Here is a 25,189-nt window from a genome sequence, read left to right on the forward strand (position 1 = left end):
CGTCGATTTGGAGGCTAATGCGAATGGTTTTGATCGAACCACAAAGCAAGAGCCAGAATGGTGGGCGCACTAGGGCTCGAACCTAGGACCCGGTGATTAAGAGTCACCTGCTCTACCAACTGAGCTATGCGCCCGGATCCAGATCCGGATATCCCCGTGGGGACGGCGTCGTTTAGCAAAGCGATCCGGGGATGTCCAGCGACGCTGTCACAAAAATTGCACCGTTTTTCGCAATCGCGAAAATGCGAAGAAGCCGCTGGATTTCAGCGGCTTCTTCGTCATTGCGACAGTGGAAAACTGCTCCGGATCAGAGCCGTTCGGCGCCCGGCGCGGGGTTGCGCTCGAATCTGTCGCCGGGGCCACCGGGACCGCGATCGTCGTCATCGCCGAAACGCGGGCGATCGAAGCCGGGAGGGCCGAATCCCTCGCCTTCGAAGCTGCCGCGCTCATAGCCCGGCCGCGGGCCGCGGTGACGCCAGCCGCCCTCCCCGCCGCCGAAGCCGCGGTCCATATGGGTCAACACCGCCAGTCGCCGCTTCTGGCCGTCGTCGAGGGTCTTGTAGAGCGGGTCGGCGGCATCGGCGATCTTCTTCAGCGCGGCGGCCGTGGTGGCCATGTCGCCGGCGCGCTGCTGCAGGCGTGCGACCGGATTGTCCGGCGTGTCGGTCCGCTTCGCGTCGTCGTCGCGGTTCTTGCGCTCGTCCATGCGCGCATTGGCGCGGTCGATGCGCAGCTTGGCGAAATCGCGTACCGCGCTCTCCACCGCCGGCCACATCTTCTCCTGGTCCGGCGTCAGCTTGAGCCCGGCCTTCACGGCAGCGATGCGCGCATCGGCGAAGGCAGCGCGGTCTTCCGGATTTATCCGGACGTGATGATGCATCCATGGACGGTGCTGGGCATAGACCGCGGTAGAACCGGCGATCACGGCAACAGCGGCACCGGCGAGCAAGATCTTCTTCATGGCAACCTCCTTTGGAAAGTTACTTGAAGATGATCCTGCGCTGCCGCGGCTTCAACTTACGCTTTGGCCATGTGTTTTCTGGATGTGTTCGTTTTCTGAATATGCATTCACGATGGAACACACTTCAGAATCTTTCGTCACAGCATCCCGAGAACGCGCGGCAGCCACAGCGAGATCTCCGGGATGAAGGTCACCGCAACGAGGAACATCAGCATGGTCAGCAGCCACGGCCACACCGCGATGGTGAGTTCCGTGATGCCCATCTTGGCGATGCCCGACGCGACATAGAGATTGAGGCCCACTGGAGGATGGCACATGCCGACCTCCATATTGACCACCATCAGGATGCCGAGATGCACCGGATGCACACCGAGCTTCACCGCGATCGGAAACAGGATCGGCGCGGTGATCAGCACGATCGATGAGGCCTCCATCACATTGCCGGCGACCAGCAGCAGGATGTTGACGAAGATCAGAAACGTCCACCAGTTGACGCCCATGTCGACGATCCAGGCGGTGAGCTGCTGTGGAATCTGCTCCGAGGTCATCAGGAACGAGAACAGCACCGCATTGGTGATGATGTAGAGGATCATTGCGCTCATGCTGGCCGAGCCGAGCAGCACCCGCGGCACGTCCTTCAGGCCCATGTCCTTGTAGACGAACACCGCAATGATGAAGGCATAGACGGCGCTGACCGCCGCGGCTTCCGTCGGCGTGAACCAGCCGCGATAGATGCCGCCGAGCACGAGGAAGATCAGCAGCAGGCCCCAGATACACTCGCGGAACGCCTTGAAACGCTCGCCCCATGACGCCCGCGGCAGCCGCGGATAATCGAACTTCCAGGCGCGATACACCGTGGTGGCGCCGAGCAGCGTCGCCAGCATCAGGCCGGGAATGACACCGGCGATGAACAACTGGCCGACAGACGCCGAGGTGACGCGTGCGCCATCGGGGCCGAGCGCGACGCTGCCGCCGGTCGCCACCGCATAGATCACCATCACGATCGACGGCGGGATCAGGATGCCCAATGCGCCCGACGTCGTGATGACGCCGGCGCCGAACCGCTTCGGAAAGCCCTGCGCGACCATGGCGGGCAGCAGGATCGAGCCGATCGCAATCACGGTCGCCGGTGACGAGCCGGAGATCGCCGCGAACAGCGCGCAGGCCATCACGCCCGCAAGACCGAGACCGCCATACCAGTGCCCGACCATCGAGGTCGCGAAATTGATCATGCGTCTGGCGACGCCGCCATGGGTCAGGAAGTTGCCGGCGAGGATGAAGAACGGGATCGCCATGATCTCGAAATTCTCGATCCCGGTGAACAGTTTCAGCGCCACCGCCTCGATCGGCACCTGGGTCAGGAAGAACAGGAAGGTCAGCACCGTCAGGCCGAGCGCGATCGAGATCGGCATGCCGGTGAGCATCAGCGCAATGAGCAGCGCGAAAATGATGAGCGTGGTCATCGCACGCCCTCCGGCGTCGGACCAACCGCCGTGTCGACCTCAATGCCCTCCACATGGCTGTGATCATGATGCGGCAGATCGTCGAAGCGGAAATAGCTGTAAGCGACCTGCAGGAAGCGGAAGCACATCAGATAGGAGCCGAGCGGAATACAGAGATAGACGATCCAGCTCGGCAGCTCGAGATCCGGCGATGTCTGGTCGGTCTGCGACAGACCCATCACGAAGCTCGCGCCCATGGTGCCGATGATGCCGGTGAACAGCGCGCCGCACAGAAGGCCGAACAGGATGGTGCCCTTGCGCCATTTCGGCGGCAGTTGCAGCACCAGCACGTCGACGCCGACATGGATGCCGGTGCGCACGCCGTAGGCGGCGCCGAACTTCGCCATCCACACGAACATGTAGATGCAAAGTTCCTGCGCCCAGGACAGATGGATGCCGGCGAGAAACTTATAGGCCGCCATCGCACCGGGCAGATTGCGATACGACACCACGAAATCGGTGGTGTAGCGATGCGCCACGGCGATAAAGATCACCACCGTCGCGGCGCCGATCAGCGTCGCGATAAGGGTTTCCTCGAGACGATCGAGGATGCGTAACAGAAATTTCAAGATCGTCCCCCACCCGCGGCGAGTATCGGCCTGGACCGTAATCGCGCTGCTCCGTGCTTTTCACTCCGTCATTGCGAGGAGCATTTGCGACGAAGCAATCCAGACTTCGCTTGTGGCTTCTGGATTGCTTCGCTGCGCTCGCAATGACGAACCGTTAGTTCCTTACGACAAGCCTCAATTGGTCTTGGCGTTGGCTTCCTTCTGGAACGCCGCAATCAGATCCTTGCCGACGCGCGACGCCATGTCAGCGGTCACCGGCTCCAGCGCCTTCATCCATTCGGCGCGCTCTTCTGGCTTCAGCTCGTAGAAGGTGGTGGTACCGGCCTTCTTCATCGCGACGATGGCGTCGTCGTTTTCCGTCTGCGACAGGCCGTTGGCATAGGTTGTGGCATCATCCATCGCCTTCTCGACCTGCGGCTTCACGTCGGCCGGCAGACCGTCCCAGAACTTCTTGTTCACGATCACGGCGTAGCCGATATAGCCGTGGTTCGAGAGTGTTATGTGCTTCTGCACTTCATGCATCTTCTGCGTATAGACGTTGGACGGCGTGTTCTCGTTACCGTCGACGACGCCGGTCTGCATCGCCTGATAGACTTCCGAGAAGGCCAGCACCTGCGGGATGGCGCCGAGCGCGCGCATCTGGGCTTCCAGCACCTTCGATGACTGGATGCGCAGCTTCATGCCCTGGAAGTCGGCGACCTTATGCATCGGCCTGTTCGACGTCATGATCTTGAAACCGTTGTCCCAGTAAGCGAGACCCTTGATGCCCTTGGGCTCGAGCTTCGCCAGCAGGCCCTTGCCGATCGGCCCAGTGGTGATGCGGGTCAGCGCCGCCTTGTCTGGCAGGATGTAAGGCAGGTCGAACACCTCGAATTCCTTGACGCCAAGCGGGCCGAACTTGGCGAGCGAAGGCGCCAGCATCTGCACGGCACCGAGCTGCAGCGCCTCGACCTCTTCCTTGTCCTTGTAAAGCTGCGAGTTCGGATAGACCTCAACCTTCACCTTGCCATTGGTGTATTTCTCGGCGAGTTCCTTGAACTTCTCCGCGCCCTGGCCCTTCGGCGTATTCGGCGCGACGACATGGCTGAATTTGATGACGATGGGCGATTGAGCGGAGGCCGGACCGGCCAGCGCGAGCGCTGCGATCGACGCTGCGGCTAAAATAAACTTGCGCATGATGTTCTCCCTGTTGGCCGCGCGGAGCTGTTTTTAAAATTCGCTGCGCTTGGATGCCACAGGGAGCTTTATCGTCATCGGCGATCAAACGCCATCGCTCCCTTCGCAGGGGTTGCTGCAAAAGCTTTACTGCAATGCAAAAACGCGGCGTCTTGCGACGCCGCGTTTCGTTGCGCGTATAGGTTTTGGGAAGCGATCAGCTCGCGGCAGCAACCGGCGCCGGCATGTCGCGCGCGCGCTTCATGACGATCTTGTTCAACCCGCCGAGATAGGCCTTGGCCGAAGCGACCAGCGTGTCTGGATCGGCCGCACGCGAGGTCATGGAGCGGCCTTCATGGGCCAGACGCACCGACACTTCCGCCTGCGCGTCGGTGCCTTCGGTGACGGCGTGAACCTGATACAGCTCCAGCTTGGCTTCATGCGGCACCAGCGCCTTGATGCAGTTGAACACCGCATCGACCGGACCGTTGCCCTCGGCCTCCTCGATCTTCACCACGCCGTCGATGTTCAGCTTCATGGTGGCACGCTGCGGACCATGGGTGCCGGCGATCACCGTCAGCGACACCAGCTTGATACGATCATGGGCGGCGGTCATTTCCTGATCGACCAGCGCTTCCAGATCCTCGTCGTAGATGTCCTTCTTGCGGTCGGCCAACGCCTTGAAGCGCACGAAGGCGTCTTCCAACTGGTTCTGACCCAGCTTGTAGCCCATCTCCTCCAGCTTGTGGATGAAGGCATGGCGGCCGGAATGCTTGCCCATCACCAGCGAGGTCTGCTTTACGCCCACCGTCTCCGGCAGCATGATCTCGTAGGTCTGCGCATTCTTCAGCATGCCGTCCTGATGGATGCCGCTCTCATGGGCGAAGGCATTACGGCCGACGATCGCCTTGTTGTACTGCACCGGGAACGAGGTTGCGGCGGAGACTTCCTTCGAGGCGCGCATCAGCATCGTGGTGTCGATGTTGTTCCAGTACGGCAATTTGTCATTGCGCACCTTCATCGCCATCACAATTTCTTCCAGCGCAGCATTGCCGGCACGCTCGCCGATGCCATTGATGGTGCATTCGATCTGCCGCGCGCCGCCGCGGATGCCGGCCATCGAATTGGCGACGGCCATGCCGAGGTCGTTGTGGCAGTGAACCGAGAAGATCGCCTTGTCGGAATTCGGCACGTTCTCGCGCACGCGCTTGAACAGGTCGTAATATTCCTCGGGCACCGAATAGCCGACGGTGTCGGGGATGTTGATCGTGGTCGCACCGGCCTTGATCGCTGACTCGACGCAGCGGCACAGGAAGTCGAATTCGGTGCGGGTGCCGTCTTCCGACGACCACTCGACGTCATCGGTATGGTTGCGGGCACGAGTCACTGACGAGATCACCAGATCGTGGACGGCATCCGGCTCCATCTGCAGCTTGTACTTCATGTGCACCGGCGAGGTGGACAGGAAGGAATGGATGCGGCCGCGCTTGGCCGGACGGATCGCCTCGGCGCAGCGGTCGATGTCCTTCTGGCCGGCGCGGGACAGGCCGCAGACCACGGCATTCTTGGTGCGCTTGGCGATCTCGTTGACGGCTTCGAAGTCGCCGTCGGAGGCGATCGGGAAGCCGGCCTCGATGACATCAACACCCATGGTGTCGAGCATCGCGGCGATCTCCAGCTTTTCCTCGAAGGTCATGGTGGCGCCGGGGCACTGCTCGCCGTCGCGCAAGGTGGTGTCGAAAATGATGACGCGGTCCTTGTCGGACTTGTCCTGAACGGACGGGGTGGTCGAAGTCATGAGATATTCCTTAGGTCGCGGCGCATCTGTCTGGGCGCCAGAGGGAGCTGATGGTTCTGAATGTCATGATCCCCTGAGTACCCAGGCCAAACGGCCCAGACGGCGCTCAGGGGCAGATAAGCAGAAGCAGCCCGCCAAGAAGGAGGTTCGAGCGCAGCGCAGCCGGAATCGCGTCGGGACCAGCGGCAACAGCCACTCCCCCGGAAACTCCAACCATGTCGCTGCGAATCAGCATTGCCACACCTTCAGGCCCACATCCTCGGCCAAAACCAGTCTCAAGGAAAACCCTTGATGGTTCGTTGCCGACGAGGGCCTGAGGTCGTTCTAGACGACAAATGCGGGGCCCTGCAACGGCTAAGAGGGTCAGGAAGACTGACCTAAATCCTCCTGGGAGGCGCTCGGGCGCGTGGCCGACTGGCCTAGCCAGAACATCCCCAACTGGACGTTTTCGCAGCCACCCTTTTGCCCTAAGACCGAACGGCAATTGCGAGGACAGGACGATGACTTTCGCCAGGGGATTATCCGCTTTCCCGATCACGCCGATGAATACGAATGGCAGGGTCGATACGCCCGCGCTACGGCGGCTGGTGGCGCCGCTGGCGGCGGCCAAGGTCGATTCCATTGGCCTCCTGGGCAGCACCGGCTCGTATCCGTTTCTCAGCCGTGACGAGCGCCGGCGCGCCACTGAAGCCGCCATTGCGGAGGTCAACGGCCGCGTCCCCGTGCTGGTCGGCATCGGCGCGCTCCGCACCGACGAGACGATCGAACTGGCGCGCGATGCCAAGGCCGCCGGCGCCGCCGCCGGCCTGCTGGCGCCGGTGTCCTACACGCCGCTCACCGAGGACGAGGTGTTCGAGCACTTCCGGACGGTTGCCGAGACAAGCAAACTGCCGATCGTCATCTACGACAATTTCGCCACCACGCATTTCAAGTTCGCGCCCGACCTCGTCGGCCGCATCGCACGTATTCCCGGCGTCGTCGCCGTCAAGGGCACCTCGTCCGAAGCCAGCTTCGCGGCAGATCACCTGAAGCAGATGCGTGCCGCCGTACCATCAGGTTTCTCGGTCGGCTATGCCGGTGACTGGAATTCGATGGAGACGCTGCTGGCCGGCGGCGATGCCTGGTATTGCGTGGCGGCGGGCCTGTTTCCAAAGAGTTGTCTGGCCATCACCCGCGCAGCGCAGGCCGGCAATGCCGACGAAGCGCGCCGCCTCAACGGCGCGATGCAGCCGCTGTGGGATCTGTTCAAGCAGTTTTCCAGCCTGCGCGTGATGTATGCGGCTGCGGAGCAGATGGGGCTGACGGATGCGAAGCCACCGCGCCCGGTGCTGCCGCTGACGGATACGGCGCAAGAGAAGGTGGCAAAGGTGCTGAAGGAATTGAAGTTGAGTTAGGCGTTACACACTGTCATTCCGGGGCGGGATCGTCGCCAAAGGCGACGAGACCGAGCCCGGAATCTCAACATGGGAGTCTCCGGAGAGCCAAGCACTCCGGGATTCCGGGTTCGCGCGAGCTACGCTCGCACGCCCCGGAATGACGAGCCAAGTCCTAGTGCTTCGCCACTTTCTTCTTTGCCTTCTTGGCCACCTTCTTCTTCGCGACCTTCTTCACCACAGGCTTGCCTTCCCGCGGCGGCCCTTCCTTCTCCAGCGCCTCGCGGATCAGCGTAAAGTCCTTCTTCGCCTCGCCGTCCACGGTCGGGAAGTGCAGGTCCAGCTTCTCCAGCGCGTTGACGATGGCCGAGCCGATCACCACGCGTGAGAACCATTTGCGATCCGCCGGCACCACATGCCACGGCGCCTCCTCGCAGGACGTATGCTTGATCAGGTCCTCATAGGCCTCCTGATACTTGTCCCACAAGGCGCGCTCGGCGATATCGGCCGATGAGAACTTCCAGTTCTTGGCCGGCTGCTCGAGACGATCGAGGAAGCGCTCGCGCTGCTCTTCCTTGGAGACGTTGAGAAAGAATTTCAGCACCACGGTGCCGTTGCGCGCCAGATACTTTTCGAAGGCGGTGATATCCTCGAAGCGCTCGCGCCAGATATCTTTTGTCACCAGCTCCGCCGGGATCTTCTGCTTGGCGAGAATCTCCGGATGCACGCGCACCACGAGACATTCCTCGTAGTAAGAGCGATTGAAGATGCCGATACGTCCGCGCTGCGGCAGCGCGATGGTATGGCGCCACATGAAATCGTGATCGAGTTCGTTCGACGACGGCGTCTTGAACGAATGCACCTCGCAGCCCTGCGGATTGATGCCGTCGAACACGCTCTCGATGGCGCTGTCCTTGCCGGCGGCATCCATGCCCTGGAAGATCAGCAGCAACGACCAGCGATCCTGTGCATAGAGCTTTTCCTGCAGCTCCTGCAGCCGGCGGCGGTTGGCCTCGATGATCTTCTTGCCGGTTTCCTTGTGCAGTCCGCCGCTGCCATTGGTGTCATGCGCCTTGAGATGGAAAGCTTTCGAACCGTCGACCCGATACGGTTCGATATAGGACTTCAACGCGGACACAACTGGCTTGGCAGACATGAGATCGGCAACTCCGGGACACGGGGATTGCAAGCGTAGCGCGCCGATCCCGGCAATACCAGCAGATCACGCCGCTGGCGTCAGTTGCGCTGTCATAAACGCTGTCACAAACAGCGGCATCGTCGGGGTGAAGTCGGCTTCGCTGCGCACCAGATGAATTCCGCTCAGCTCAGGGGATGCCTGACCGGCAAGATTGGCTTCGATGGTGCTGCGCAGCGTCTCACCCGGCTGATCCGCATTTAGAAGACGCATCATCGCCACCGAGAGATCCGTCACGACGCAGGACCAGCCAGCATCGGCGCGATAATCGGCTTCTGTCAGACCAAGCTCTTCCTCGACTTCACGGGTCACACTGCCGGCAATATCGACCACGTCACCACGCAAGTCGTCCAGATCGGGCGTGCCCGCCGCAAAATAGATGCGTCCGGCATTGGATGTATGTTGCCCCATCTCGCCGAGCACGAAGGCGCCGTCGCTGGCACGCAGCGCGCCCATGCCAAATCCGTTGAACACGTCCGTATCGGGACAGCGCCAATCCCGCCACGCCAGAAAGCTCGCAAAATCGGTCTCGAAATATTCCGCGCTAAACTGGTCGCCGGTGAACTGCGCATTGCGCGCCAGCAACACGCGCCCATTAAACAGTTGCGGCTTCTCGTCGCGCTTGCTTGCGAAGTGAGCGTCGATCTCGTCCCGCCGCTCACGCGCGAACGGCCACTGCCAATCGCTGCGTGTGAGGTCGAGTTGCGTGACGCGGTGAATGACCGGCGTCATCATGCGCAGAACCTACTTCGCATTCGTCCCCATCGTTTTGGCGAACTGCTCGACATATTTATTCGTGTAGGTCTTGCTGACATCGATATTGGCTTTCGCCACCTCCGGCGAGCCCTCGCTGAACACGGCGAGCACGGCATCTGCGCCCTTCGGATCCATCAGCCCCGTCTCCGAATACATCGGGAGCGTGTTTTTGAGCGCCGCGAGATAGAGCTCCTTGTCCTTGCCGACAATGCCTTCGGGCATCTTCGCCATGATCTCTTCCGGCGTATGGCTGTGAATCCATTTCAGCGTATTCATGATCGCGTTGGTCAGACCCTGCACTTCCTTCTCGTGTCCCTTGACCCATGCGGTCGTCGAATACAGCGCGCCGCCGGGATATTCGCCGGAGAACACCGCCAGCGTGTCCTTCTGCGTCCGGGTATCGCTGAGAATCGTGAGGTCTTTGTGGCTGCCCTGCAGCACGGTGACGGCAGGATCGAGCATCACGGCGGCTTCGATCTGCCCCTGCTCCATCGCCGCCACTGCCGTCGCGCCGAGGCCGACGCCGATCACAGCAGTACCAGCCGGATCGAGACCGTTCTTCTTGAGCTGATACTTCAGGAAGAAGTCTGTCGACGAGCCCGGCGCGCTGACGCCGACTTTCTTGCCGGCGAGATCCTTGATCGACGTGATCTTGCCGGTGCGCTTCGGCGACACCACCAGCACGAGACCGGGATAGCGGTCATAGACCACGAAGCTCTGCAGCTCCTGCTTCTTGGCGGCGAGATTGACGCAATGATCGAAATAGCCGGAAACCACATCGGCGCTGCCGCCGAGCACGGCTTTCAACGCATCGGAGCCGCCCTTGAGATCGACCAGCTCGACGGCGAGACCCGCTTTCTCATATTCGCCGAGCTGCTTGGCCAGCACGGTCGGCAGATAGCACAGGCACGCCCCGCCGCCGATGGCGATGGTCACGTTGGTTTGCGCTGCAGCGGGATGAACGAGAAACAGCGACAAAAGGCTCGCAAGGAAAAGACGTGTGGGGAATAAACGGCTCAAGCCGGTTTTTATGTTTGTTGTCATTGTTTCCTCCGCTGCTATCAGGCGCGGAGGATAGAGGAGCCTCCGCCGGTTGGAAAGCCGGCACTGGTCAACCCACGTCCCGCGACATAGCATCCGCGCGGCAAATCATTGTCATCCAGGGGGAACGTTCATGAAGCGCATCACTGCGACACTCTCGATCACCGCAGCCTTCGCCGCCGGTTGTCTCATCACGCATCTCGTGCCCGAGGGCATCACGCCGGCACAGGCCGCGGAAAACATCACCGCCCAGGTCATCCACGTCCCCGAACTCGTCGGCGACGCACTCGGCCCGGCCTCGCCCACCGGCTTCCGCTCCAAGATGTTCATGCAGGCCGACGGCGCGACGATCTCGGTGCAGGACGGCAATGTGGTGAAGCACATGCATCCCAACACCAACGAGATCCAGTACATCCTCGAAGGCACCGGCACCGTGTGGCTGGGCGACAAGGAAGTTCAGGTCAAGGCCGGCGACCTCATCATCATCCCCAAGGGCACGCCCCATGGCGGCACCAAGCCCGACGGCAAGCCATTCCGCGCCATCGCCATCAAGACCCCGCCGCAGGCCCCGGACGACACCAAGCCGCTGCCGTAAGCCACGGGCTCTGCTTAACCTCGCCCCGCCTGCGGGGAGAGGTCGGATCACAAGCGACAGCGCGTGATCCGGGTGAGGGGGAGCCAGTGTTTCACTCGCTAGCTCCCCCTCACCCGTCTCGAATGACCTTCGGTCATTCGATCCACCCTCTCCCCGCTTGCGGGGCGAGGGAATCGTCTCAGCTCCGCCCTTCGTTCGCCACCGGCTTCCACACCAGCAAGCGCTTCTCGACCACCGACACGAGCACATCGATGGCAATGACAAAGGCCGACAGCACGAACATGCCCGCGAACACGCCGGCGACATCGAACGTGCCCTCCGCCTGCTGGATCACGTAACCCAGCCCCGCCGCGGAGCCGAGATATTCGCCGACCACGGCGCCGACCACGGCAAAACCCACCGCGGTGTGCAGCGACGAAAACATCCACGACAGTGCCGACGGCCAGAACACATGGCGCATCAACTGCCGCTCGCTCATGCCCAGCATGCGGCCATTGGCGAGCACCGTCGGCGAGACTTCCTTGACGCCCTGATAGACGTTGAAGAAGACGATGAAGAATACCAGCGTGACGCCGAGCGCCACTTTCGACCAAATGCCGAGTCCGAGCCACAGGGCGAAGATCGGCGCCAGCACCACGCGCGGCAGCGCATTGGCCATCTTCACATAGGGATCGAAGATCGCGGCGAGACGCGGCTGGCGCGCAAACCAGAAGCCGATCAGCACGCCCAGCGTCGAGCCGATGACAAAGGCCAGCACCGACTCCAGCAGCGTGATGCCGAGATGCTTCCAGATAATGCCTGACGCGAACCAGCTAACAATCTGGCTGCCGACATCCCATGGGTTGGAGAAGAAGAACGGCGGCAGCAGGATGCGGCCAAACATCGGCACGGTGGTGAACACATGCCACAGCCCGATGACGACCACGGCGACGAGCACCTGACACAGCAGCAATACAGGCCGCGTCATGACGCGGCTCCCATACCAGCGGACTGCGCATAGCCCTTCATCACTTCGTCCTTCAGCACGCTCCAGATCTCGCGGTGAAGCGCGTGAAAATCCTTGTCGAGCCGCACTTCGAAAATATCGCGCGGCCGCGGCAACGGCACTTTCCAGTCGCCGATGATGCGCGAACCAGGCCCCGCCGACATGATGACGACGCGGTCCGCCAGCGCGATCGCCTCTTCGAGATCGTGGGTGACGAACAGCACCGCCTTGCGATCCCTGCTCCACAGATCCAGCAACAGGTTGCCCATCACCTGCCGGGTCTGTGCGTCAAGCGGCCCGAACGGCTCATCCATCAGCAGAATTTTCGGATTGCGGATCAGCACCTGCGCAAGACCGACGCGCTTGCGCTGGCCGCCCGACAGCATATGCGGATAGCGCCCGGCGAAGGCGCCGAGACCCACCGAGGTCAACCAGTCCTGCGCCCGCGTTAGCGCCTCGTCGCGTGCTATGCCGGCGATCTCCAGTCCGATGGCGACATTGTCCAGCGCGGTCTTCCAGGGAAACAGCGCGTCGGCCTGAAACAGGTAACCCGCCTGTGCGTTCAGTCCGCCCAGCGGCTGACCGAAGATCCGGACAGCACCGGAGGCTGGCGCCAGCAGACCGGCAGCGACATTGAGCAGTGTGGATTTGCCGCAGCCGGTCGGCCCGACGATGGCGACGAACTCGCCATCCGCCACCCGAAGCGTTGCCTTCTCTACCGCCGTATAGATGCGATTGTCGGCAATACCGAACGCCACTGTCGCGTCATCAAGCGCCACCGCCATCGATGCCGCGGCCCCACCTGCCTGCACGCGCGTCCCCCAGAGTGTTTTTGTTCCGGGACTGGCTTAGCGCTGCAGGGTTGATAATTCAACGGTGGGGCCGGGTTGGTGGGCCAGATGCTGCATGATAGCTTTGCAGCGATGATTTCAGAACTCGGTACATCGATGGCGCCCCATCTTCACCCTCCCCTGGAGGGGGAGGGTCGGGCGACGCGAACGATGCGCAGCAGCGGTCGCGTTGTCCGGGGTGGGGTGACATGTTCATCCATGGAGCTTCCCATTCACCCCACCCCGCCACGTGCTTCGCACGTGGCGACCCTCCCCCTCCAGGGGAGGGTAAGCGACGACGCACCGCGTAAGATATCCGGCGCATGAGTCCCCTCATCCGCTTCTCTCGCATCAGCAAGAGCTTCGACGGCGGGGCCATCAAAGCCGTCGATGACGTTTCGCTCGACGTGGCCGAAGGCGAGTTCCTCGCGGTGGTCGGCGGCTCCGGCTCCGGCAAGACCACGCTGATGCGGCTGGCCAACCGGCTGATCGCGCCGGACGCGGGACACATCGCCATCGCCGGCGAGGACGTCGCGCAGGTCGATCCCATCGAACTACGCCGGCGCATCGGCTATGTGTTCCAGAGCGGCGGGTTGTTTCCGCATATGAGCATCAAAGACAATATCGGCATCACGCCGAAACTGCTTGGCACGCCGCCCAAGGAGATCGCCGCGCGTGTCGATGAATTGCTCGATCTCGTGCGCCTCGACCGCACACAGCATCGCGACCGCTTCCCGCACGAACTCTCCGGCGGCCAGCGCCAGCGCGTCGGCGTCGCGCGAGCATTGGCTGCGAAGCCGCGCATCGTACTGATGGATGAACCGTTCGGCGCGCTCGATCCGCTGACCCGCGATGCGCTGGGCGACGACTACCGCGCGCTGCATCGCAGCCTCGGCCTCACCACCATCATGATCACCCATGACATGACGGAGGCGATCCTGCTCGCGGACCGGATCGCGGTGATGCACTCCGGCAAACTGCTCGCGGAGGGCACGCCCACTCAGTTATCCGAAAGCACCGATCCCTATGTCGGCGAGTTGCTGGGCACACCGCGCCGGCAAGCAGAACGACTTCAGATACTGCTGCCGAAGGATGGCACGGCGCCCCAAGGCGGCGCGACATGAGCCTGTTCACCGATCCGCGCTGGAGCGACGCGCTCGGGCATCTGCCGGATTATCTCGGCAGCCACGTGCGCGTCAGCCTCGCCGCACTGGCGCTCGGCCTCGTCATCAGCCTGCCGCTGGCCATCATGGCACGGCACCGGCCGGTGCTGCGCAGCGCGCTGCTCGGCGTGGCCAGCATCGTGCAGACAGTCCCCGGATTGGCGCTGCTGGCGCTGTTCTATCCGCTGCTGCTGGCGCTCGCAGCGCTGTCGCTGCAATATCTCGGCGTCGGCTTCTCGGCCTTCGGCTTTCTGCCCGCGGTGCTGGCGCTGGCGCTGTATTCGATGCTGCCGGTGCTGCGCAACACCATCACCGGATTGAACGGCGTCGACCCCGCATTGACCGAGGCCGCGCAAGGCGTCGGCATGACACCGCGGCAATCGCTGACGATGGTGGAACTGCCGCTGGCATTGCCTGTCATGATGGCCGGCATCCGCACCTCGGCGGTGTGGGTCATCGGCACCGCGACGCTATCAACGCCGATCGGCCAGACCTCGCTCGGCAACTACATCTTTGCAGGCTTGCAGACACAGAACTGGGTTCTAGTGATCTTCGGCTGCGTCGCCGCGGCAGTTCTTGCGCTGGCCGTCGATCAGTTGCTGGCGCTGATCGAGACCGGCATCCGCCTGCGCAGCCGTATCCGCACCGCCATCGGCGTGCTCGGTATCGCGGCGCTGGTGATCGTCACACTCGCGCCCTCCTTCGCCCGCTCCGGCGCGCGCATCGTGGTCGGCGCCAAGACCTTCACTGAACAGTATGTGCTGGCCGCGCTGATGTCGCAGCGCCTGCAGGCGGGCGGCCTGCCCGCCACGACGCGGCAGGGTCTCGGCTCCAGCGTGATCTATGATGCGCTGGCCTCCGGCGATATCGATGTCTATATCGATTACTCCGGCACGCTGTGGGCCAACCAGTTTCACCGCACCGAGATCCTGCCGCGCGAGAAGTTGCTGACCGAGCTGAAGACGACGTTGGCGAAACAAGGCATCACGCTGTTCGGCGAACTCGGTTTCGCCAATGCCTATGCGCTGGTGATGCCGCGGCAAAAGGCCGAGGCGCTGGGGGTCAGGACCGCTGCCGACCTCGCGGCGCTGAGCGGCAACATGACCATTGCCGGCGATTACGAGTTCTTTTCGCGGCCGGAATGGGCGGGACTGAAAACGGCCTATGGCCTGTCGTTCAAGACCCAGCGCACCATGCAGCCGGATTTCATGTATGCCGCTGTTGCCTCCGGCGAGGTCGATGTCATCGCCGGCTATACCAGCGACGGACTGATCGCGAAATACGATCTCGTGGTGCTGGACGATCCCAAACATGCGATCCCGCCCTATGACGCGATCATGCTGCTGGCGCCGAAACGCGCGGACGATGAGAAGCTGCGCAGCGCGTTGCAGCCGCTGCTCGGCAAGATCGATCTGCCGCTGATGCGCGAGGCAAACCTGCGCGCCGCAGGGAATGATGCGACGAGTTCGCCGGAGAGCGTGGCGCGGTGGATGTGGGACAGGATAAAAAAGTAGGATGGGTAGAGCGTCTTCGCGAAACCCATCAATGGCGAGCCACAAAAGCGATGGGTTTCGCTGCGCTCTACCCATCCTACGAACTCCGGCGTTACAAATTCTTGATCATCCTCGCATCGATCAGCAGGCGATTGAATCGTCGCGCTTCCGCGCCGTCCTTGCAGGCGTAAAACAGTCCCTTACAGCGAAGCATGATCTTCTTTTGCTCCTCGAAGGACGGGTCCAGCGGAATGCCTGCAGCTTCCTGGATGACCAGCGGCAGATACGGCCCGTCGATCGTGTCCATCACCGTTGCGCTCTTCACCGGTTCGAAATTGATCGCGTCGATGGCGTAGTAGGTCGCGTAATAGCGCGGGTCGTAGCTCTGCAGCTTCTTGCCCAGGCCCGCTTCATCCATGTTGGGATCGAGAATGCCCGGCGCGAATTCCGGCTGATGATCGCCATAGCGTACGATCAGGAACGGCTGCGCTGGAAACTGCTTCTTCAACTTCGCGACGAACGCGCCATAGTGATCCACGCTCATCGCCTGACGGCGCAGATATTCGTCGACCACCGGCACGTTGCCGGGCGCACGCCAGCCTGGCGTCATGTCGGGGCGAAATCTGGTTTCCCACGGAAAGTGATTGGCGGCGAGATAGACGAACATGAACAGCGGATTGGCCGGCGGCTGCTCGGCCATCAGGCGCGCCGCTGAATCATAGAAAAAGCTGTCGGGCTCGACGCCCTTGGCACCGAGATCCTTGGCGTCATAGAAGCGCTCGACGCCGGTGGTGGTCTGGAAGCTGCGCGCGCTCATGAAGGCGCCGAAGGCCGGATAGAGCGAGATAGTGCTGTAGCCACAGCGGCGTAGCGCCAGTGGCAATCCGCGCTCGACGCGGCCCGAAGCGATCCGCGTGACGAAATAGGAGAACGGCCCGAACGAGCGCGACGAGAGTCCGGCCAGTACGTTGTATTCGGTGAACCAGCTCGGCCCGCCATTGCTCTCGGCGAGAAATTTGCGCGCCTTGCCATCCCATGAATTGAAGTGGCTGCCATAGCCTTTCGGCGTCTTCACGCCGGCGGCCTGACGGATGTCGAAGGACGACTCGTCATGCACCATGATGATGTGCGGACGACGTCCCGCCGGATGGCAGGAATCCTCCAGCGGCAACTTCAGCCGCTCGGTGATGACCGCGTCGGACTCCATGAAACCGTGGCTGCTGAAGTCCGACACGGCGGTGACGCCGGAGCGCGCGAATTTCGACAGATAGCCGTCATCGTAATAGCCGCGCCAGGCTTCATCCGGCCAGGCTAACGCATATCCCGTCAATGCGGCGAGGCAAGCCGTCAGCGCGGCGAGCGCCGGCAGCCGTCGAATGCGGAACGGATCGAGCCACCACAGCGCATACATCAGCGGCACCACCACCACGGCAGCGCCGATGGCGGACCAGCGCAGGTTCGGAAAGATCGTGAACAGGAAGGCTGCGGTATCGCGGTCGATCACCATCAGATCGACGAAGTTCGCGGTCATCTGGACTACGTCGTGCTTCAACCGCGACAGCAGCACCAAGATGACGACCAGGGTTAGCGACAGCGCTCCCGAAAGCGCGGGACGGCGCAAGAGCGCAATCCAGAACAAGTTGAGAATGGCCCAGGCCAGCACGAAGCCGATCCGACCCACCAGATCGGTCTCGGTCTGGAACATCACCAGCAGCGCGCCGAAATGCGGCGCAGCCACGGCCAACAGCCGCCACACGCTGGTCGGCGCGGCGACAGCAGTTGACGAGACGCTGGGTACTGGATTGAGCGGAGGCGCCATGGCGGCACGCAACACCACCGGCGAGGCCTCGGGCCTGGGCTGGCGACGGCCAGAGGGCGCATGTCGCAGCCGGAAACTGCGATATGTCATTAATTTGTAATGTAATCGTCATGAACGGGCAATGACCTTGGCCTGAACGGGATGGACAGACACCTGCCCTCACTGCTGCAGCCGGCCGGGTCAGAGATCTTTGATTAGCCCTGCATCGATCAGCCACCGATTGAACCGGCTGGCTTCATCGCCGCCCTTGCAGCCATAGAACACGCCCTTGCAGCGAAGCATGATCTTCTTCTGCTCGACGAAGGATGGATCGAGCGGCACACGCGCGGCCTCCTGCACCATCACAGGCAGATAGGCGGCATCGAGCACCGGCAGCGCCGATGACAGTTCGGGCCGGTAGTTCAGCGCGTCGATGGCGTAGTAGGTCATGTAGTAGCGGATATCATGCGTCATGATCCGGTCGGCACGCTTCGGCTGCGGCAGATCGGGTTCGAGCAGTTTCTGCGCGATCGCTGGCTGATGATCGCCGAACCGCACCAGCAGGAACGGCTCGGTCGGATGATCCTTCTGGAGCTGCGCGACGAAGGCCTTGTAGTCCGCAGCCGTCATCGCCTGACGGCGGATATATTCATCCACCTCGGCCGTATTGCCCGGCGCCTGCCAGCCGGCCGGCGTCAGGTCGTCGCGATAGGTCGTGGTCCACGGGAAGTGATTGGCGGTGAGATAGACCAGCACGAAGACCGGCTGGTCGGTCTTGCTCTCGCGCGCGATGAGGTCCCTGGCCTGATCGAAATAGAACCTGTCGGGCTGCATGTCCTCGCTGACGCCCATCGCCGCCATGTCGATAAAGCCATCGATGCCGGCGCCCTCCTGGAAGCTGCGCGCGCTGAGAAAATTGCCGTAGGTCGGATACAGCGAGAAGGTCTTGTAGCCGCAGCGCTGTAGCGCCTGCGGCAGGCCCCGCGAGATCTTTCCGGCGGCGATGCGGGTGACATAGAACTTCAGCGCACCGAAGGAGCGCGCCGACAGCCCGGTGAAGATGTTGAACTCGGTGTACCAGGTCGGCCCGCCGCTGGATTCGGTAATCAGCGCGCGCTGCTGGCCATCGGCAGACTTGAAGTTATCGTGATAGCCGGCCGGCACCTTGATGCCCGGCGCCGCCGAGATGTCGAATGACGACTCGTCGAGCACCATCACGATGTTCGGCCGCTTCACGCCCGGCTCGCAGGTGGTCATCGGCGATGCCTGCGCCGAACTCACGAGGCTCTTGGAGTCCGCCTCGATCCAGCCGGTCGCGGTCAGATGCGAGACCGAGACCACGCCCGAACGCGCCAGATTGGAAATGTGATTGACGCCCTGGAACGGCTCCCATGGCTTTTCGGGATTGGCTGCCGACAGACCGACGATTCCGACCATGCAGACGCCCGCACAGGCCAGCGCTGTGCGGCGGCGCAGGCGGAACGGATCGGCGCGCCAGATCAGCCACAGGATCGGCAGCGCGACGGCAGCGGCGATCAGCAGATGGGTGCGCAATTGCGGGAAGATCGAATGCAGGAACGAGATCGTGTCGCGATCGATGATCAGGAAATCCAGGAAGGTCAGCGTGAGCTGCGTGATGCCGAACTTGAACTGCGACAGCACGATCAGCGCCGTGACCAGCAGCAGCGACAGCACCGCGCTGACGCCGGGCCGCTTGAACAGCGCGAGGAACAGGAAATTCAGCAAACCCCATGTGAACAGCGCCAGCGTGGTGGCGAACGGGCCGTATTCGACCGAGGCGAGAACATAGATCGCAAGCGTGTGGATCGCGGCGATCAGCGCCGTGCGCAGCGGCCACTGTCGAACATACTGCAAGGCGGCCGCCAATCGCTCCTTGAAGCGGCGACCGGCTTGCGCCGGAGAGACTGAGATCGGCAACGGCAGCATGACTTGCCTGCGAACACCCGGCAAGACAACTGCCCTGTCTGGCAACGGCCAGCCGGCTCACGCCGCGCCCGGACCCTGCGGAATGTCACAAAATCGTAATACAGGCGTCGTGAACGGACAATGAACCTTTCGACGCAGGCGGTGCCGGTCCTGGCACCGCCTGCCGTCGTCATCCCTCGCCTCTACCGCACTGCGGTCGGCGTCTCGCCCTTGATGATCTCGCCGAAGCGCTGCCAGCGCTCGCCCTTGAAGCTCATCATCTGAAACTGGTCGATGGGCGAGAAGTCGGTCGGGCTGGTGTTGACGGTCACCCCTGGCAGCAACCCGTCGAGCTGCACGTTCTTGAGGTTGGCCGCCTGCTTCATCAGGTTCTCATGGGTGAGATCGTCGCCGCACTGCTTCAGCGCCTCGACCATGGTCTGGGCGATGCTGTAGCCGGACAGCACGGTGCTCTCCATCGCCTTGCCTTCCGGAATGTACTTCTCGACATAGGCGTAGAACTTCTGCATGCCCGGATCGTCCTTCCACTGCGGATCGGTCGGATCCTTGGCGAAGGTCGCAGACAAAACGTCCTGCGCATTCTCGAAGCCTGCCGGACGGATCACGCTGCCCACCGACGAACTCGCATTCGGCACGATGTGCAGCGGCTTCCAGCCGAGCTCGGCGACTTTCTTGATCGACTGTGCGGCGAATTTTCCGACAGCAAAGGAGAACAGCGTATCGACGCCGGCGGCCTTCAGCTTGACGATCTGCGAGTCGATGGTCGGCTCGGAAACCTCGTAGCTCGCTTCAGCCACGATCCTTGACGCCGCCTTGTCGCCGAAACCTTCCTTCAGTCCCTTCAGATAGTCCTTGCCGAAATCGTCGTTCTGATAGAGCACGCCGATCTTGGCATCCGGCTTCTCCTTCAGAAGATACTTCGCATAGGCCGCAGCTTCGGCGTGGTAGCTCGGCAGCCAGCCCATGGTCCATGGAAACTGCTTCGGATCGTTCCAGCGGGTGGCACCGGTCGCCAGGAAGAGTTGCGGCGTCTTCTTGGCGTTGACGTATTTCTGGATCGCGGCATTCGCGGCGGTGCCGACATTGCCGACGATCGCCATCACCTCGTCGCTCTCGACCAGCTTGCGCGTCTGCTCCACGGTCTTCGGCGGCGAATAGGCGTCGTCATAGGAGATGAAGACGATCTTGCGGCCGTTGATGCCGCCCTCATCATTGATCTTCTTGAAATAGGCGCCATAGGCCTTGCCGAGAATGCCGTAGGCCGAGGCCGGGCCGCTATAGGGCACCGTGTTGCCGATCTTGATTTCGGTGTCAGAGGCGCCGGGGCCATATGCCTTCTGCGCCAGTGCCGGGCTCGCTGCCAGTGCAATCGCAGCTGCGAACGCAGCGATGATGCTGGCGGCCGCTGGCGCGGCCCTGGAAGTCGTCGTGATGCGCATTTTCTGTCCTTCTTTTGCGTTTCCATAAGTGACGGCCGTTGCCGTATGCGATCCGAGCCTTCCCGTTTGTCGGGATTGTTGAACGGCTCGTCAGATGCGTGTTCGTCGAGATCAGTCCTTGCTGCCAGTGTCCGTGGCGCCCTGCTCGGCCAGCGCACGGACGTCTTCGGCTGCGGTCTGCACGTGGCGATGCACCAGCATCGTGGCTGTCGCTTCGTCGCGGGCTTCGATGGCGGCGACGAAAGCGCGGTGATCGTCGAGCGAACGCTGGCGGATCTCCGCCGAGGCGAAATAGCGGCGCCGCCAGCCCGTGCTCATCAGCATCAGCGGCGTCAGCGTGCGCACCAACACGCGGTTCTGGCTCGCCGCGACAACCGCAAGATGGAATGCCACGTCCTCATCGGCGAGGTTGCTGCCCTTGGCGACAAGCGCCGCATAGGTGTCGAGCAGCTGATGCAGCTTCTTGAGATCGGCGTCGGTGCGGCGCTGACAGGCCAGCCGGAACGCCTGTTCCTCGCAAAGAATTCTGGCCTCGGTGACATCGCGCGTCACCTGCGCATCGAAGGGCAGGCCAAGGTCGGCCTGCAGCACCAGCGCATCAAGCCCGCTGTCTTCCAGCGCATTGCGCAGATAGATTCCTGATTTGGGCTTCCGCTCGGTAATGCGCATGGCATCGAGCACCGCCAGCGCCTCGCGGACCGATCCGCGCGTCACCCCGAACCGCTCCGACAGATCCCGCTCCGACGGCAGCCGGTCGCCTTTCGCAAGCCGGTGGTGCCGGACGAATTCAAGCGTCTTCCGAACGGCGTCGGAGGTGTCGGTACTGACCGCAGCAAGCATGGGCTGACCCTACCAATCTGGTAAGACCAATTAGGCCATTTTGGCCCCTCTGTCGAGGCGACAAATGGCCCCGCTATTGGGCCGTAATCCCAACTGCTTCGCCATAATGCCGTCCAGCCAGCGCCGCGGCAGCCAGCCGGCGATCCATGTCTGGACCGGCTCCGGCGACGCCACCACGCGCAGCTTCGGCCGGGATGCGGTCAGCGCTCGGTGCACCAGCTCAGCGATCTTCTCCGGCGGCAGCCCGTTCTTCGCCAGCTTCATCAGCATCTCGCGCAGCTTCGTCAGCGCCGGCAGAAACGGCGACGCATCGAAGCGCGCCATATCGATCGCCTCGGCCTTGTCCCAGATCGGCGTGCGCACGGCCCCCGGCGCGATCACCAGCACGTCGATGCCGAACAGTATGAATTCGCGCCGCAGGCTCTCGGCCAGCCCCTCCAGTGCGAATTTCGACGCGCTATAGGGCGACAGCAGTGGATTGCCGAACTGGCCGGACACCGAACTCATCATCACGATGCGCCCGGGCGCGCCCGTCATCGCCGGATCGGCGCCGAGCAGCGGCGCGAAGGCCTTGGTGACGATCACCGGCCCCATCACATTGATCTCGATCTGCTGGCGAAACTCGTCCACCGCCAGATCGAGCAGCGCGCCAGGCACCGCAACGCCGGCATTGTTGACGAGCCCTGCAAGCGTCTCGCCGTTGAGCGCGGCGCGAACTTGGACAGCGGCGGCCAACACAGCGGCCTCGTCGGTGACATCGAACAGCAGCGGGATGAAGTTCGCGCCGAACTCGGCTTGCAAGCGCTCGGCATCGACCTGCCTGCGCACGCTACCGAATACGCGAAAACCGCGCGCGAGTAGAAGCTTCGCCGTGGCGTGGCCGATGCCCGTGGAGACGCCGGTGATGACGATGGATCGCATGAAAAGCACCTGAGATGTGATGGCCCGTGAATTTGGCCGAGACCGAGACCGCATCGCCGCGGTCACGGCGAGAGTTACGGATCGCGGCCTCACTGGTTTTTGACGATCGGCCCGCTCTTGTCTATCTGCGACAGCAAGCCGCCAGGTTTGATAAGTATCCGAACGGATTTCGCCGCTCAGACAGGCCTTGCGATCCCATCGACGAACAGCGTGATGATCGCTTCTGCCATCTGATCCGCCTCGGCATTCGCGACACCCCAGCGCGGAAAATGCCCGTCGATATTCATGCGGGCAAAGCCATAGACCAAGGCACGGCCGGCAATCTTTATCACGCGCAGATCGGAGGAGCGCAGTTGTCCCTGCGCCAGGGCGTCCATTAGCAATTGCTCGGTCATGGCGATCAGCTCATCATTGTCCTCGCGTAACGCTTCCGACTGGTCGTGGGAAAAATACTTGCCGCTCGAGATCACTTCGAAATGCGCCGGGTTTGTCATCGCCCAGCGCATATAGGCCATGCCAAAGGCGCGAAACCGCGCCAGCGGATCGTCGGCGGACGTGCCGGCGATGGCCGCGGCGATCGAGACTCGGAAGCGGCGCTGTGCCTCTTCCGCCACCGCGCTCATCAGGTCATTGCGGCTGGGGAAGTGCCGGAACGGCGCTCCCGGCGACACGCCGGCGCGGCGCGCGGCCTCGCGCACGCTGACGGCATCCGCGCCACCTTCCTCGGCCAGTTCAAGCGCCGCCGCAATCAGCACACGGCGCAGATCGCCGTGATGATAGGTCTTCGGCGATGTTGCCGTTCGCCCCTTCGCGGCACGTGGCACGACCGATGGCCGGGCGGCTCGTTTTCGCGCAGGCAGCTTCGATGCCGATCTGGACGGCGGCGGCTTTGCGGACTTGGACATGCGCCAGCATAGCATCACCGTATCGTGAATGTAATCACCGATTACACAATTGACTGGATCGCCGGCCCCGAATGTAACTGGTGATTACATATGGCAATACAGGGGAACGTCATGACACGGGATCGTCGCAACTGGTTCGAAGGCTGGCGGCTGCTCGCCGTACTGACCCTGGTCCTAACCGCGCTCAGCATCTGGATCGCCGGCATGCGCGGCTTCGAGGTCGATGGCGTCAGGATGGTGATCCGCTTCACCGCGCGCAGTTCGCTGCTGTTCTTTGCCCTTGCCTTCGCGGCATCCGCGCTGGCCCTGCTGTGGCCGGCATCCGGCACCCGCTGGTTGCGGCGCAACCGCCGCTATCTCGGGCTGACTTTCGCAGTGTCTCACGCCATTCACGCCGTCGCCATCGGCTGCTTCGCCGTGATGGCGCCAGTGGACTATGCGGCAGCGACCACACCCGCCTCCTACATCTTCGGCGGCATCGGCTACGCCTTCATCATCGCGATGACGGCAACGTCATTCGACCGCTCGGCGGCCGCCATCGGCCCACGCGCATGGCGCATCCTGCACACGGCCGGCATCTATTATCTCTGGTTCCAGTTCATGGTGAGCTTCGGCATGCGCGTTCCGCAAATGCCGAACTATGTCTGGTTCCTGATGCCGTTGCTGGCGGTGATGGCACTGCGGATCGCAGCGGCGGTGCTGAAACGTCGCCGGGCGCGCGTGGCAGTGCCTGCAAACTAAAAACGGGACCGCGTCACCGCGGTCCCGTTGGTAGCTGCGATGTGAAAAGCGCTTAGTTCTTGGTCTTGTCGACCAGCGCCTTTTCCTTGATCCACGGCATCATGTCGCGGAGCTTGGCGCCCACTTCCTCGATCGGATGCGCGTTGTTGCGCTGGCGGGTCGCCTTGAACGAGGCCTGGTTGACCTTGTTTTCCAGCATCCAGTCGCGGGCGAACTTGCCGGACTGAATGTCGGTGAGCACGCGCTTCATCTCGGCCTTGGTCTCCGAGGTGACGATGCGCGGGCCGGTGACGTATTCGCCGTATTCCGCGGTGTTGGAGATCGAGTAGTTCATGTTGGCGATGCCGCCTTCATAGATCAGGTCGACGATCAGCTTCAGTTCGTGCAGGCACTCGAAGTAAGCCATTTCCGGTGCGTAACCGGCTTCCACCAGCGTCTCGAAGCCCGCGCGGATCAGCTCGACGGTGCCGCCGCAGAGCACGGCCTGCTCGCCGAACAGATCGGTTTCGCACTCTTCCTTGAACGAGGTCTCGATGATGCCGGCGCGGCCGCCGCCCACTGCCGAAGCGTAGCTGAGGCCGAGGTCATGGGCATTGCCCGAGACGTCCTTGTGAACCGCGATCAGGCAGGGCACGCCGCCGCCGCGCTGATATTCCGAACGCACGGTGTGGCCGGGGCCCTTCGGCGCGATCATCAGCACGTCGAGATCTTCGCGCGGGTCGAGCAGGTTGAAGTGCACGTTGAGGCCGTGTGCGAAGACGAGCGCTGCGCCCTTCTTCATGTTGTCGTGCATGTGGTCGCGATAGATGTCGCCCTGCAATTCGTCGGGGGTGAGCATCATCATCAGGTCGGCCCACTTGGCAGCCTCGGCGACTTCCATCACCTTGAAGCCGGCGGCTTCCGCCTTCTTCGCGGTGGCCGAGCCCTTGCGGAGCGCGATCACGACGTCCTTGACGCCGCTGTCCTTGAGGTTCAGCGCATGGGCATGGCCCTGGCTGCCGTAGCCGACGATGCAGACCTTCTTGCCCTTGATCAGGTTCAGGTCGGCGTCGCGATCGTAATAAACTCGCATGGGGTCGTTCCTCTCTTCGGCAACTTTATTTCAAGCGCCCGGTCGAATGGTCACTGCCGGCTGGCAAATGACCGTGAATTGCCGCCGGTTTCTAGGGCGACGGATGCCGC

Annotated in this window: 22 protein-coding genes and 1 tRNA gene; 5 read left to right on the top strand and 18 right to left on the bottom strand. The window is 62.6% G+C overall.

Annotated elements, in window-relative coordinates; translation table 11 throughout:
* Nucleotides 1–58: 58 nt before the first annotated feature.
* The 6 genes from BLW80_RS23805 to BLW80_RS23830 form a co-directional block, all read right to left on the bottom strand.
* Nucleotides 59–134, bottom strand: a tRNA-Lys gene (locus BLW80_RS23805).
* 173 nt (nucleotides 135–307) lie between these two features.
* Nucleotides 308–961, bottom strand: coding sequence for a Spy/CpxP family protein refolding chaperone (locus tag BLW80_RS23810; RefSeq protein ID WP_093760318.1), 654 nt, complete (start codon nucleotides 959–961; stop codon nucleotides 308–310).
* Between the two features lie 137 nt (nucleotides 962–1,098).
* Complete coding sequence (locus BLW80_RS23815; RefSeq protein ID WP_093760320.1) at nucleotides 1,099–2,424, bottom strand: TRAP transporter large permease; 1,326 nt, start codon at nucleotides 2,422–2,424, stop codon at nucleotides 1,099–1,101.
* Nucleotides 2,421–3,032, bottom strand: a complete 612-nt coding sequence (locus BLW80_RS23820; protein ID WP_093760322.1) for a TRAP transporter small permease — start codon at nucleotides 3,030–3,032, stop codon at nucleotides 2,421–2,423. Before BLW80_RS23820 ends, BLW80_RS23815 begins: the two co-directional genes overlap by 4 nt.
* 174 nt (nucleotides 3,033–3,206) lie before the next feature.
* The gene (locus BLW80_RS23825; RefSeq protein ID WP_093760324.1) at nucleotides 3,207–4,208 is read right to left on the bottom strand and encodes a TRAP transporter substrate-binding protein; all 1,002 of its coding nucleotides are present in this window, start codon (nucleotides 4,206–4,208) and stop codon (nucleotides 3,207–3,209) included.
* Nucleotides 4,209–4,404: 196 nt separating this feature from the next.
* The gene (locus tag BLW80_RS23830) at nucleotides 4,405–5,985 is read right to left on the bottom strand and encodes a 2-isopropylmalate synthase (protein WP_093760326.1); all 1,581 of its coding nucleotides are present in this window, start codon (nucleotides 5,983–5,985) and stop codon (nucleotides 4,405–4,407) included.
* Nucleotides 5,986–6,485: 500 nt separating this feature from the next.
* On the opposite strand from BLW80_RS23830, the gene BLW80_RS23835 reads away from it, so the two are divergent.
* A complete protein-coding gene (locus BLW80_RS23835) occupies nucleotides 6,486–7,379 on the top strand; it encodes a dihydrodipicolinate synthase family protein (protein WP_093760328.1) in 894 nt (297 codons plus the stop codon).
* A 154-nt stretch (nucleotides 7,380–7,533) separates the two neighbouring features.
* Here BLW80_RS23835 and BLW80_RS23840 read toward each other — a convergent pair whose 3' ends face one another.
* The 3 genes from BLW80_RS23840 to BLW80_RS23850 form a co-directional block, all read right to left on the bottom strand.
* Nucleotides 7,534–8,514 (bottom strand): polyphosphate kinase 2 family protein, encoded by a 981-nt coding sequence (locus tag BLW80_RS23840; protein WP_093760330.1) that lies wholly within the window; start codon nucleotides 8,512–8,514, stop codon nucleotides 7,534–7,536.
* Between the two features lie 66 nt (nucleotides 8,515–8,580).
* Nucleotides 8,581–9,288 carry a hypothetical protein gene (locus BLW80_RS23845; protein ID WP_093760332.1) on the bottom strand — a complete coding sequence of 236 codons (708 nt, stop codon included), beginning with the start codon at nucleotides 9,286–9,288 and terminating at the stop codon, nucleotides 8,581–8,583.
* A gap of 9 nt (nucleotides 9,289–9,297) precedes the next feature.
* A complete protein-coding gene (locus BLW80_RS23850) occupies nucleotides 9,298–10,353 on the bottom strand; it encodes an ABC transporter substrate-binding protein (protein WP_093760334.1) in 1,056 nt (351 codons plus the stop codon).
* Between the two features lie 130 nt (nucleotides 10,354–10,483).
* On the opposite strand from BLW80_RS23850, the gene BLW80_RS23855 reads away from it, so the two are divergent.
* Complete coding sequence (locus BLW80_RS23855; RefSeq protein WP_068738428.1) at nucleotides 10,484–10,945, top strand: cupin domain-containing protein; 462 nt, start codon at nucleotides 10,484–10,486, stop codon at nucleotides 10,943–10,945.
* Between the two features lie 178 nt (nucleotides 10,946–11,123).
* Here BLW80_RS23855 and BLW80_RS23860 read toward each other — a convergent pair whose 3' ends face one another.
* Together BLW80_RS23860 and BLW80_RS23865 are read right to left on the bottom strand one after the other, a co-directional pair.
* A complete protein-coding gene (locus BLW80_RS23860; RefSeq protein ID WP_093760336.1) occupies nucleotides 11,124–11,912 on the bottom strand; it encodes an ABC transporter permease in 789 nt (262 codons plus the stop codon).
* Entirely contained in the window at nucleotides 11,909–12,715 is an 807-nt protein-coding gene (locus tag BLW80_RS23865) for an ABC transporter ATP-binding protein (RefSeq protein WP_093760338.1), read from the bottom strand. The genes BLW80_RS23860 and BLW80_RS23865 overlap by 4 nt, the downstream gene beginning before the upstream one ends.
* A gap of 368 nt (nucleotides 12,716–13,083) precedes the next feature.
* Between BLW80_RS23865 and BLW80_RS23870 the strand changes: the two genes are divergently transcribed.
* Together BLW80_RS23870 and BLW80_RS23875 are read left to right on the top strand one after the other, a co-directional pair.
* Nucleotides 13,084–13,884: an ATP-binding cassette domain-containing protein gene (locus BLW80_RS23870; RefSeq protein ID WP_093760340.1), complete on the top strand. Its 801-nt coding sequence runs from the start codon at nucleotides 13,084–13,086 to the stop codon at nucleotides 13,882–13,884.
* Nucleotides 13,881–15,437, top strand: coding sequence for an ABC transporter permease/substrate-binding protein (locus tag BLW80_RS23875; RefSeq protein ID WP_093760342.1), 1,557 nt, complete (start codon nucleotides 13,881–13,883; stop codon nucleotides 15,435–15,437). Before BLW80_RS23870 ends, BLW80_RS23875 begins: the two co-directional genes overlap by 4 nt.
* A gap of 91 nt (nucleotides 15,438–15,528) precedes the next feature.
* Here the strand turns inward: BLW80_RS23875 and BLW80_RS23880 are convergent, their stop codons facing one another.
* The 6 genes from BLW80_RS23880 to BLW80_RS23905 form a co-directional block, all read right to left on the bottom strand.
* Nucleotides 15,529–17,235, bottom strand: a complete 1,707-nt coding sequence (locus tag BLW80_RS23880) for a sulfatase-like hydrolase/transferase (protein WP_093761121.1) — start codon at nucleotides 17,233–17,235, stop codon at nucleotides 15,529–15,531.
* A gap of 180 nt (nucleotides 17,236–17,415) precedes the next feature.
* Nucleotides 17,416–19,161, bottom strand: a complete 1,746-nt coding sequence (locus tag BLW80_RS23885; protein ID WP_093760344.1) for a sulfatase-like hydrolase/transferase — start codon at nucleotides 19,159–19,161, stop codon at nucleotides 17,416–17,418.
* 182 nt (nucleotides 19,162–19,343) lie between these two features.
* Nucleotides 19,344–20,600 (bottom strand): ABC transporter substrate-binding protein, encoded by a 1,257-nt coding sequence (locus tag BLW80_RS23890; RefSeq protein WP_093760346.1) that lies wholly within the window; start codon nucleotides 20,598–20,600, stop codon nucleotides 19,344–19,346.
* Nucleotides 20,601–20,711: 111 nt separating this feature from the next.
* Nucleotides 20,712–21,440, bottom strand: coding sequence for a FadR/GntR family transcriptional regulator (locus BLW80_RS23895; RefSeq protein WP_093760348.1), 729 nt, complete (start codon nucleotides 21,438–21,440; stop codon nucleotides 20,712–20,714).
* Nucleotides 21,441–21,470: 30 nt separating this feature from the next.
* The gene (locus tag BLW80_RS23900; RefSeq protein ID WP_093760350.1) at nucleotides 21,471–22,361 is read right to left on the bottom strand and encodes an SDR family NAD(P)-dependent oxidoreductase; all 891 of its coding nucleotides are present in this window, start codon (nucleotides 22,359–22,361) and stop codon (nucleotides 21,471–21,473) included.
* A gap of 176 nt (nucleotides 22,362–22,537) precedes the next feature.
* Nucleotides 22,538–23,266: a TetR/AcrR family transcriptional regulator gene (locus BLW80_RS23905; protein WP_093760352.1), complete on the bottom strand. Its 729-nt coding sequence runs from the start codon at nucleotides 23,264–23,266 to the stop codon at nucleotides 22,538–22,540.
* A gap of 111 nt (nucleotides 23,267–23,377) precedes the next feature.
* Between BLW80_RS23905 and BLW80_RS23910 the strand changes: the two genes are divergently transcribed.
* Nucleotides 23,378–24,007, top strand: a complete 630-nt coding sequence (locus BLW80_RS23910; protein ID WP_093760354.1) for a hypothetical protein — start codon at nucleotides 23,378–23,380, stop codon at nucleotides 24,005–24,007.
* Between the two features lie 52 nt (nucleotides 24,008–24,059).
* On the opposite strand, the gene ilvC is transcribed toward BLW80_RS23910, so the two are convergent.
* Nucleotides 24,060–25,079: a ketol-acid reductoisomerase gene (gene ilvC, locus BLW80_RS23915; RefSeq protein ID WP_089267877.1), complete on the bottom strand. Its 1,020-nt coding sequence runs from the start codon at nucleotides 25,077–25,079 to the stop codon at nucleotides 24,060–24,062.
* Nucleotides 25,080–25,189 lie beyond the last annotated feature (110 nt).

The organism is Tardiphaga sp. OK245, from assembly GCF_900108575.1.
GTDB classification, from domain to species: Bacteria; Pseudomonadota; Alphaproteobacteria; order Rhizobiales; family Xanthobacteraceae; genus Tardiphaga; species Tardiphaga robiniae.

Bases quoted from the DNA above. Each gene is read 5' to 3' on its own strand.
- BLW80_RS23810 (WP_093760318.1), bottom strand. From the start codon at position 961: ATGAAGAAGATCTTGCTCGCCGGTGCCGCTGTTGCCGTGATCGCCGGT.
- BLW80_RS23815 (WP_093760320.1), bottom strand. From the start codon at position 2,424: ATGACCACGCTCATCATTTTCGCGCTGCTCATTGCGCTGATGCTCACC.
- BLW80_RS23825 (WP_093760324.1), bottom strand. From the start codon at position 4,208: ATGCGCAAGTTTATTTTAGCCGCAGCGTCGATCGCAGCGCTCGCGCTG.
- BLW80_RS23830 (WP_093760326.1), bottom strand. From the start codon at position 5,985: ATGACTTCGACCACCCCGTCCGTTCAGGACAAGTCCGACAAGGACCGC.
- BLW80_RS23835 (WP_093760328.1), top strand. From the start codon at position 6,486: ATGACTTTCGCCAGGGGATTATCCGCTTTCCCGATCACGCCGATGAAT.
- BLW80_RS23840 (WP_093760330.1), bottom strand. From the start codon at position 8,514: ATGTCTGCCAAGCCAGTTGTGTCCGCGTTGAAGTCCTATATCGAACCG.
- BLW80_RS23845 (WP_093760332.1), bottom strand. From the start codon at position 9,288: ATGATGACGCCGGTCATTCACCGCGTCACGCAACTCGACCTCACACGC.
- BLW80_RS23850 (WP_093760334.1), bottom strand. From the start codon at position 10,353: ATGACAACAAACATAAAAACCGGCTTGAGCCGTTTATTCCCCACACGT.
- BLW80_RS23855 (WP_068738428.1), top strand. From the start codon at position 10,484: ATGAAGCGCATCACTGCGACACTCTCGATCACCGCAGCCTTCGCCGCC.
- BLW80_RS23860 (WP_093760336.1), bottom strand. From the start codon at position 11,912: ATGACGCGGCCTGTATTGCTGCTGTGTCAGGTGCTCGTCGCCGTGGTC.
- BLW80_RS23865 (WP_093760338.1), bottom strand. From the start codon at position 12,715: ATGGCGGTGGCGCTTGATGACGCGACAGTGGCGTTCGGTATTGCCGAC.
- BLW80_RS23870 (WP_093760340.1), top strand. From the start codon at position 13,084: ATGAGTCCCCTCATCCGCTTCTCTCGCATCAGCAAGAGCTTCGACGGC.
- BLW80_RS23875 (WP_093760342.1), top strand. From the start codon at position 13,881: ATGAGCCTGTTCACCGATCCGCGCTGGAGCGACGCGCTCGGGCATCTG.
- BLW80_RS23880 (WP_093761121.1), bottom strand. From the start codon at position 17,235: ATGGCGCCTCCGCTCAATCCAGTACCCAGCGTCTCGTCAACTGCTGTC.
- BLW80_RS23885 (WP_093760344.1), bottom strand. From the start codon at position 19,161: ATGCTGCCGTTGCCGATCTCAGTCTCTCCGGCGCAAGCCGGTCGCCGC.
- BLW80_RS23890 (WP_093760346.1), bottom strand. From the start codon at position 20,600: ATGCGCATCACGACGACTTCCAGGGCCGCGCCAGCGGCCGCCAGCATC.
- BLW80_RS23895 (WP_093760348.1), bottom strand. From the start codon at position 21,440: ATGCTTGCTGCGGTCAGTACCGACACCTCCGACGCCGTTCGGAAGACG.
- BLW80_RS23900 (WP_093760350.1), bottom strand. From the start codon at position 22,361: ATGCGATCCATCGTCATCACCGGCGTCTCCACGGGCATCGGCCACGCC.
- BLW80_RS23905 (WP_093760352.1), bottom strand. From the start codon at position 23,266: ATGTCCAAGTCCGCAAAGCCGCCGCCGTCCAGATCGGCATCGAAGCTG.
- BLW80_RS23910 (WP_093760354.1), top strand. From the start codon at position 23,378: ATGACACGGGATCGTCGCAACTGGTTCGAAGGCTGGCGGCTGCTCGCC.
- ilvC (WP_089267877.1), bottom strand. From the start codon at position 25,079: ATGCGAGTTTATTACGATCGCGACGCCGACCTGAACCTGATCAAGGGC.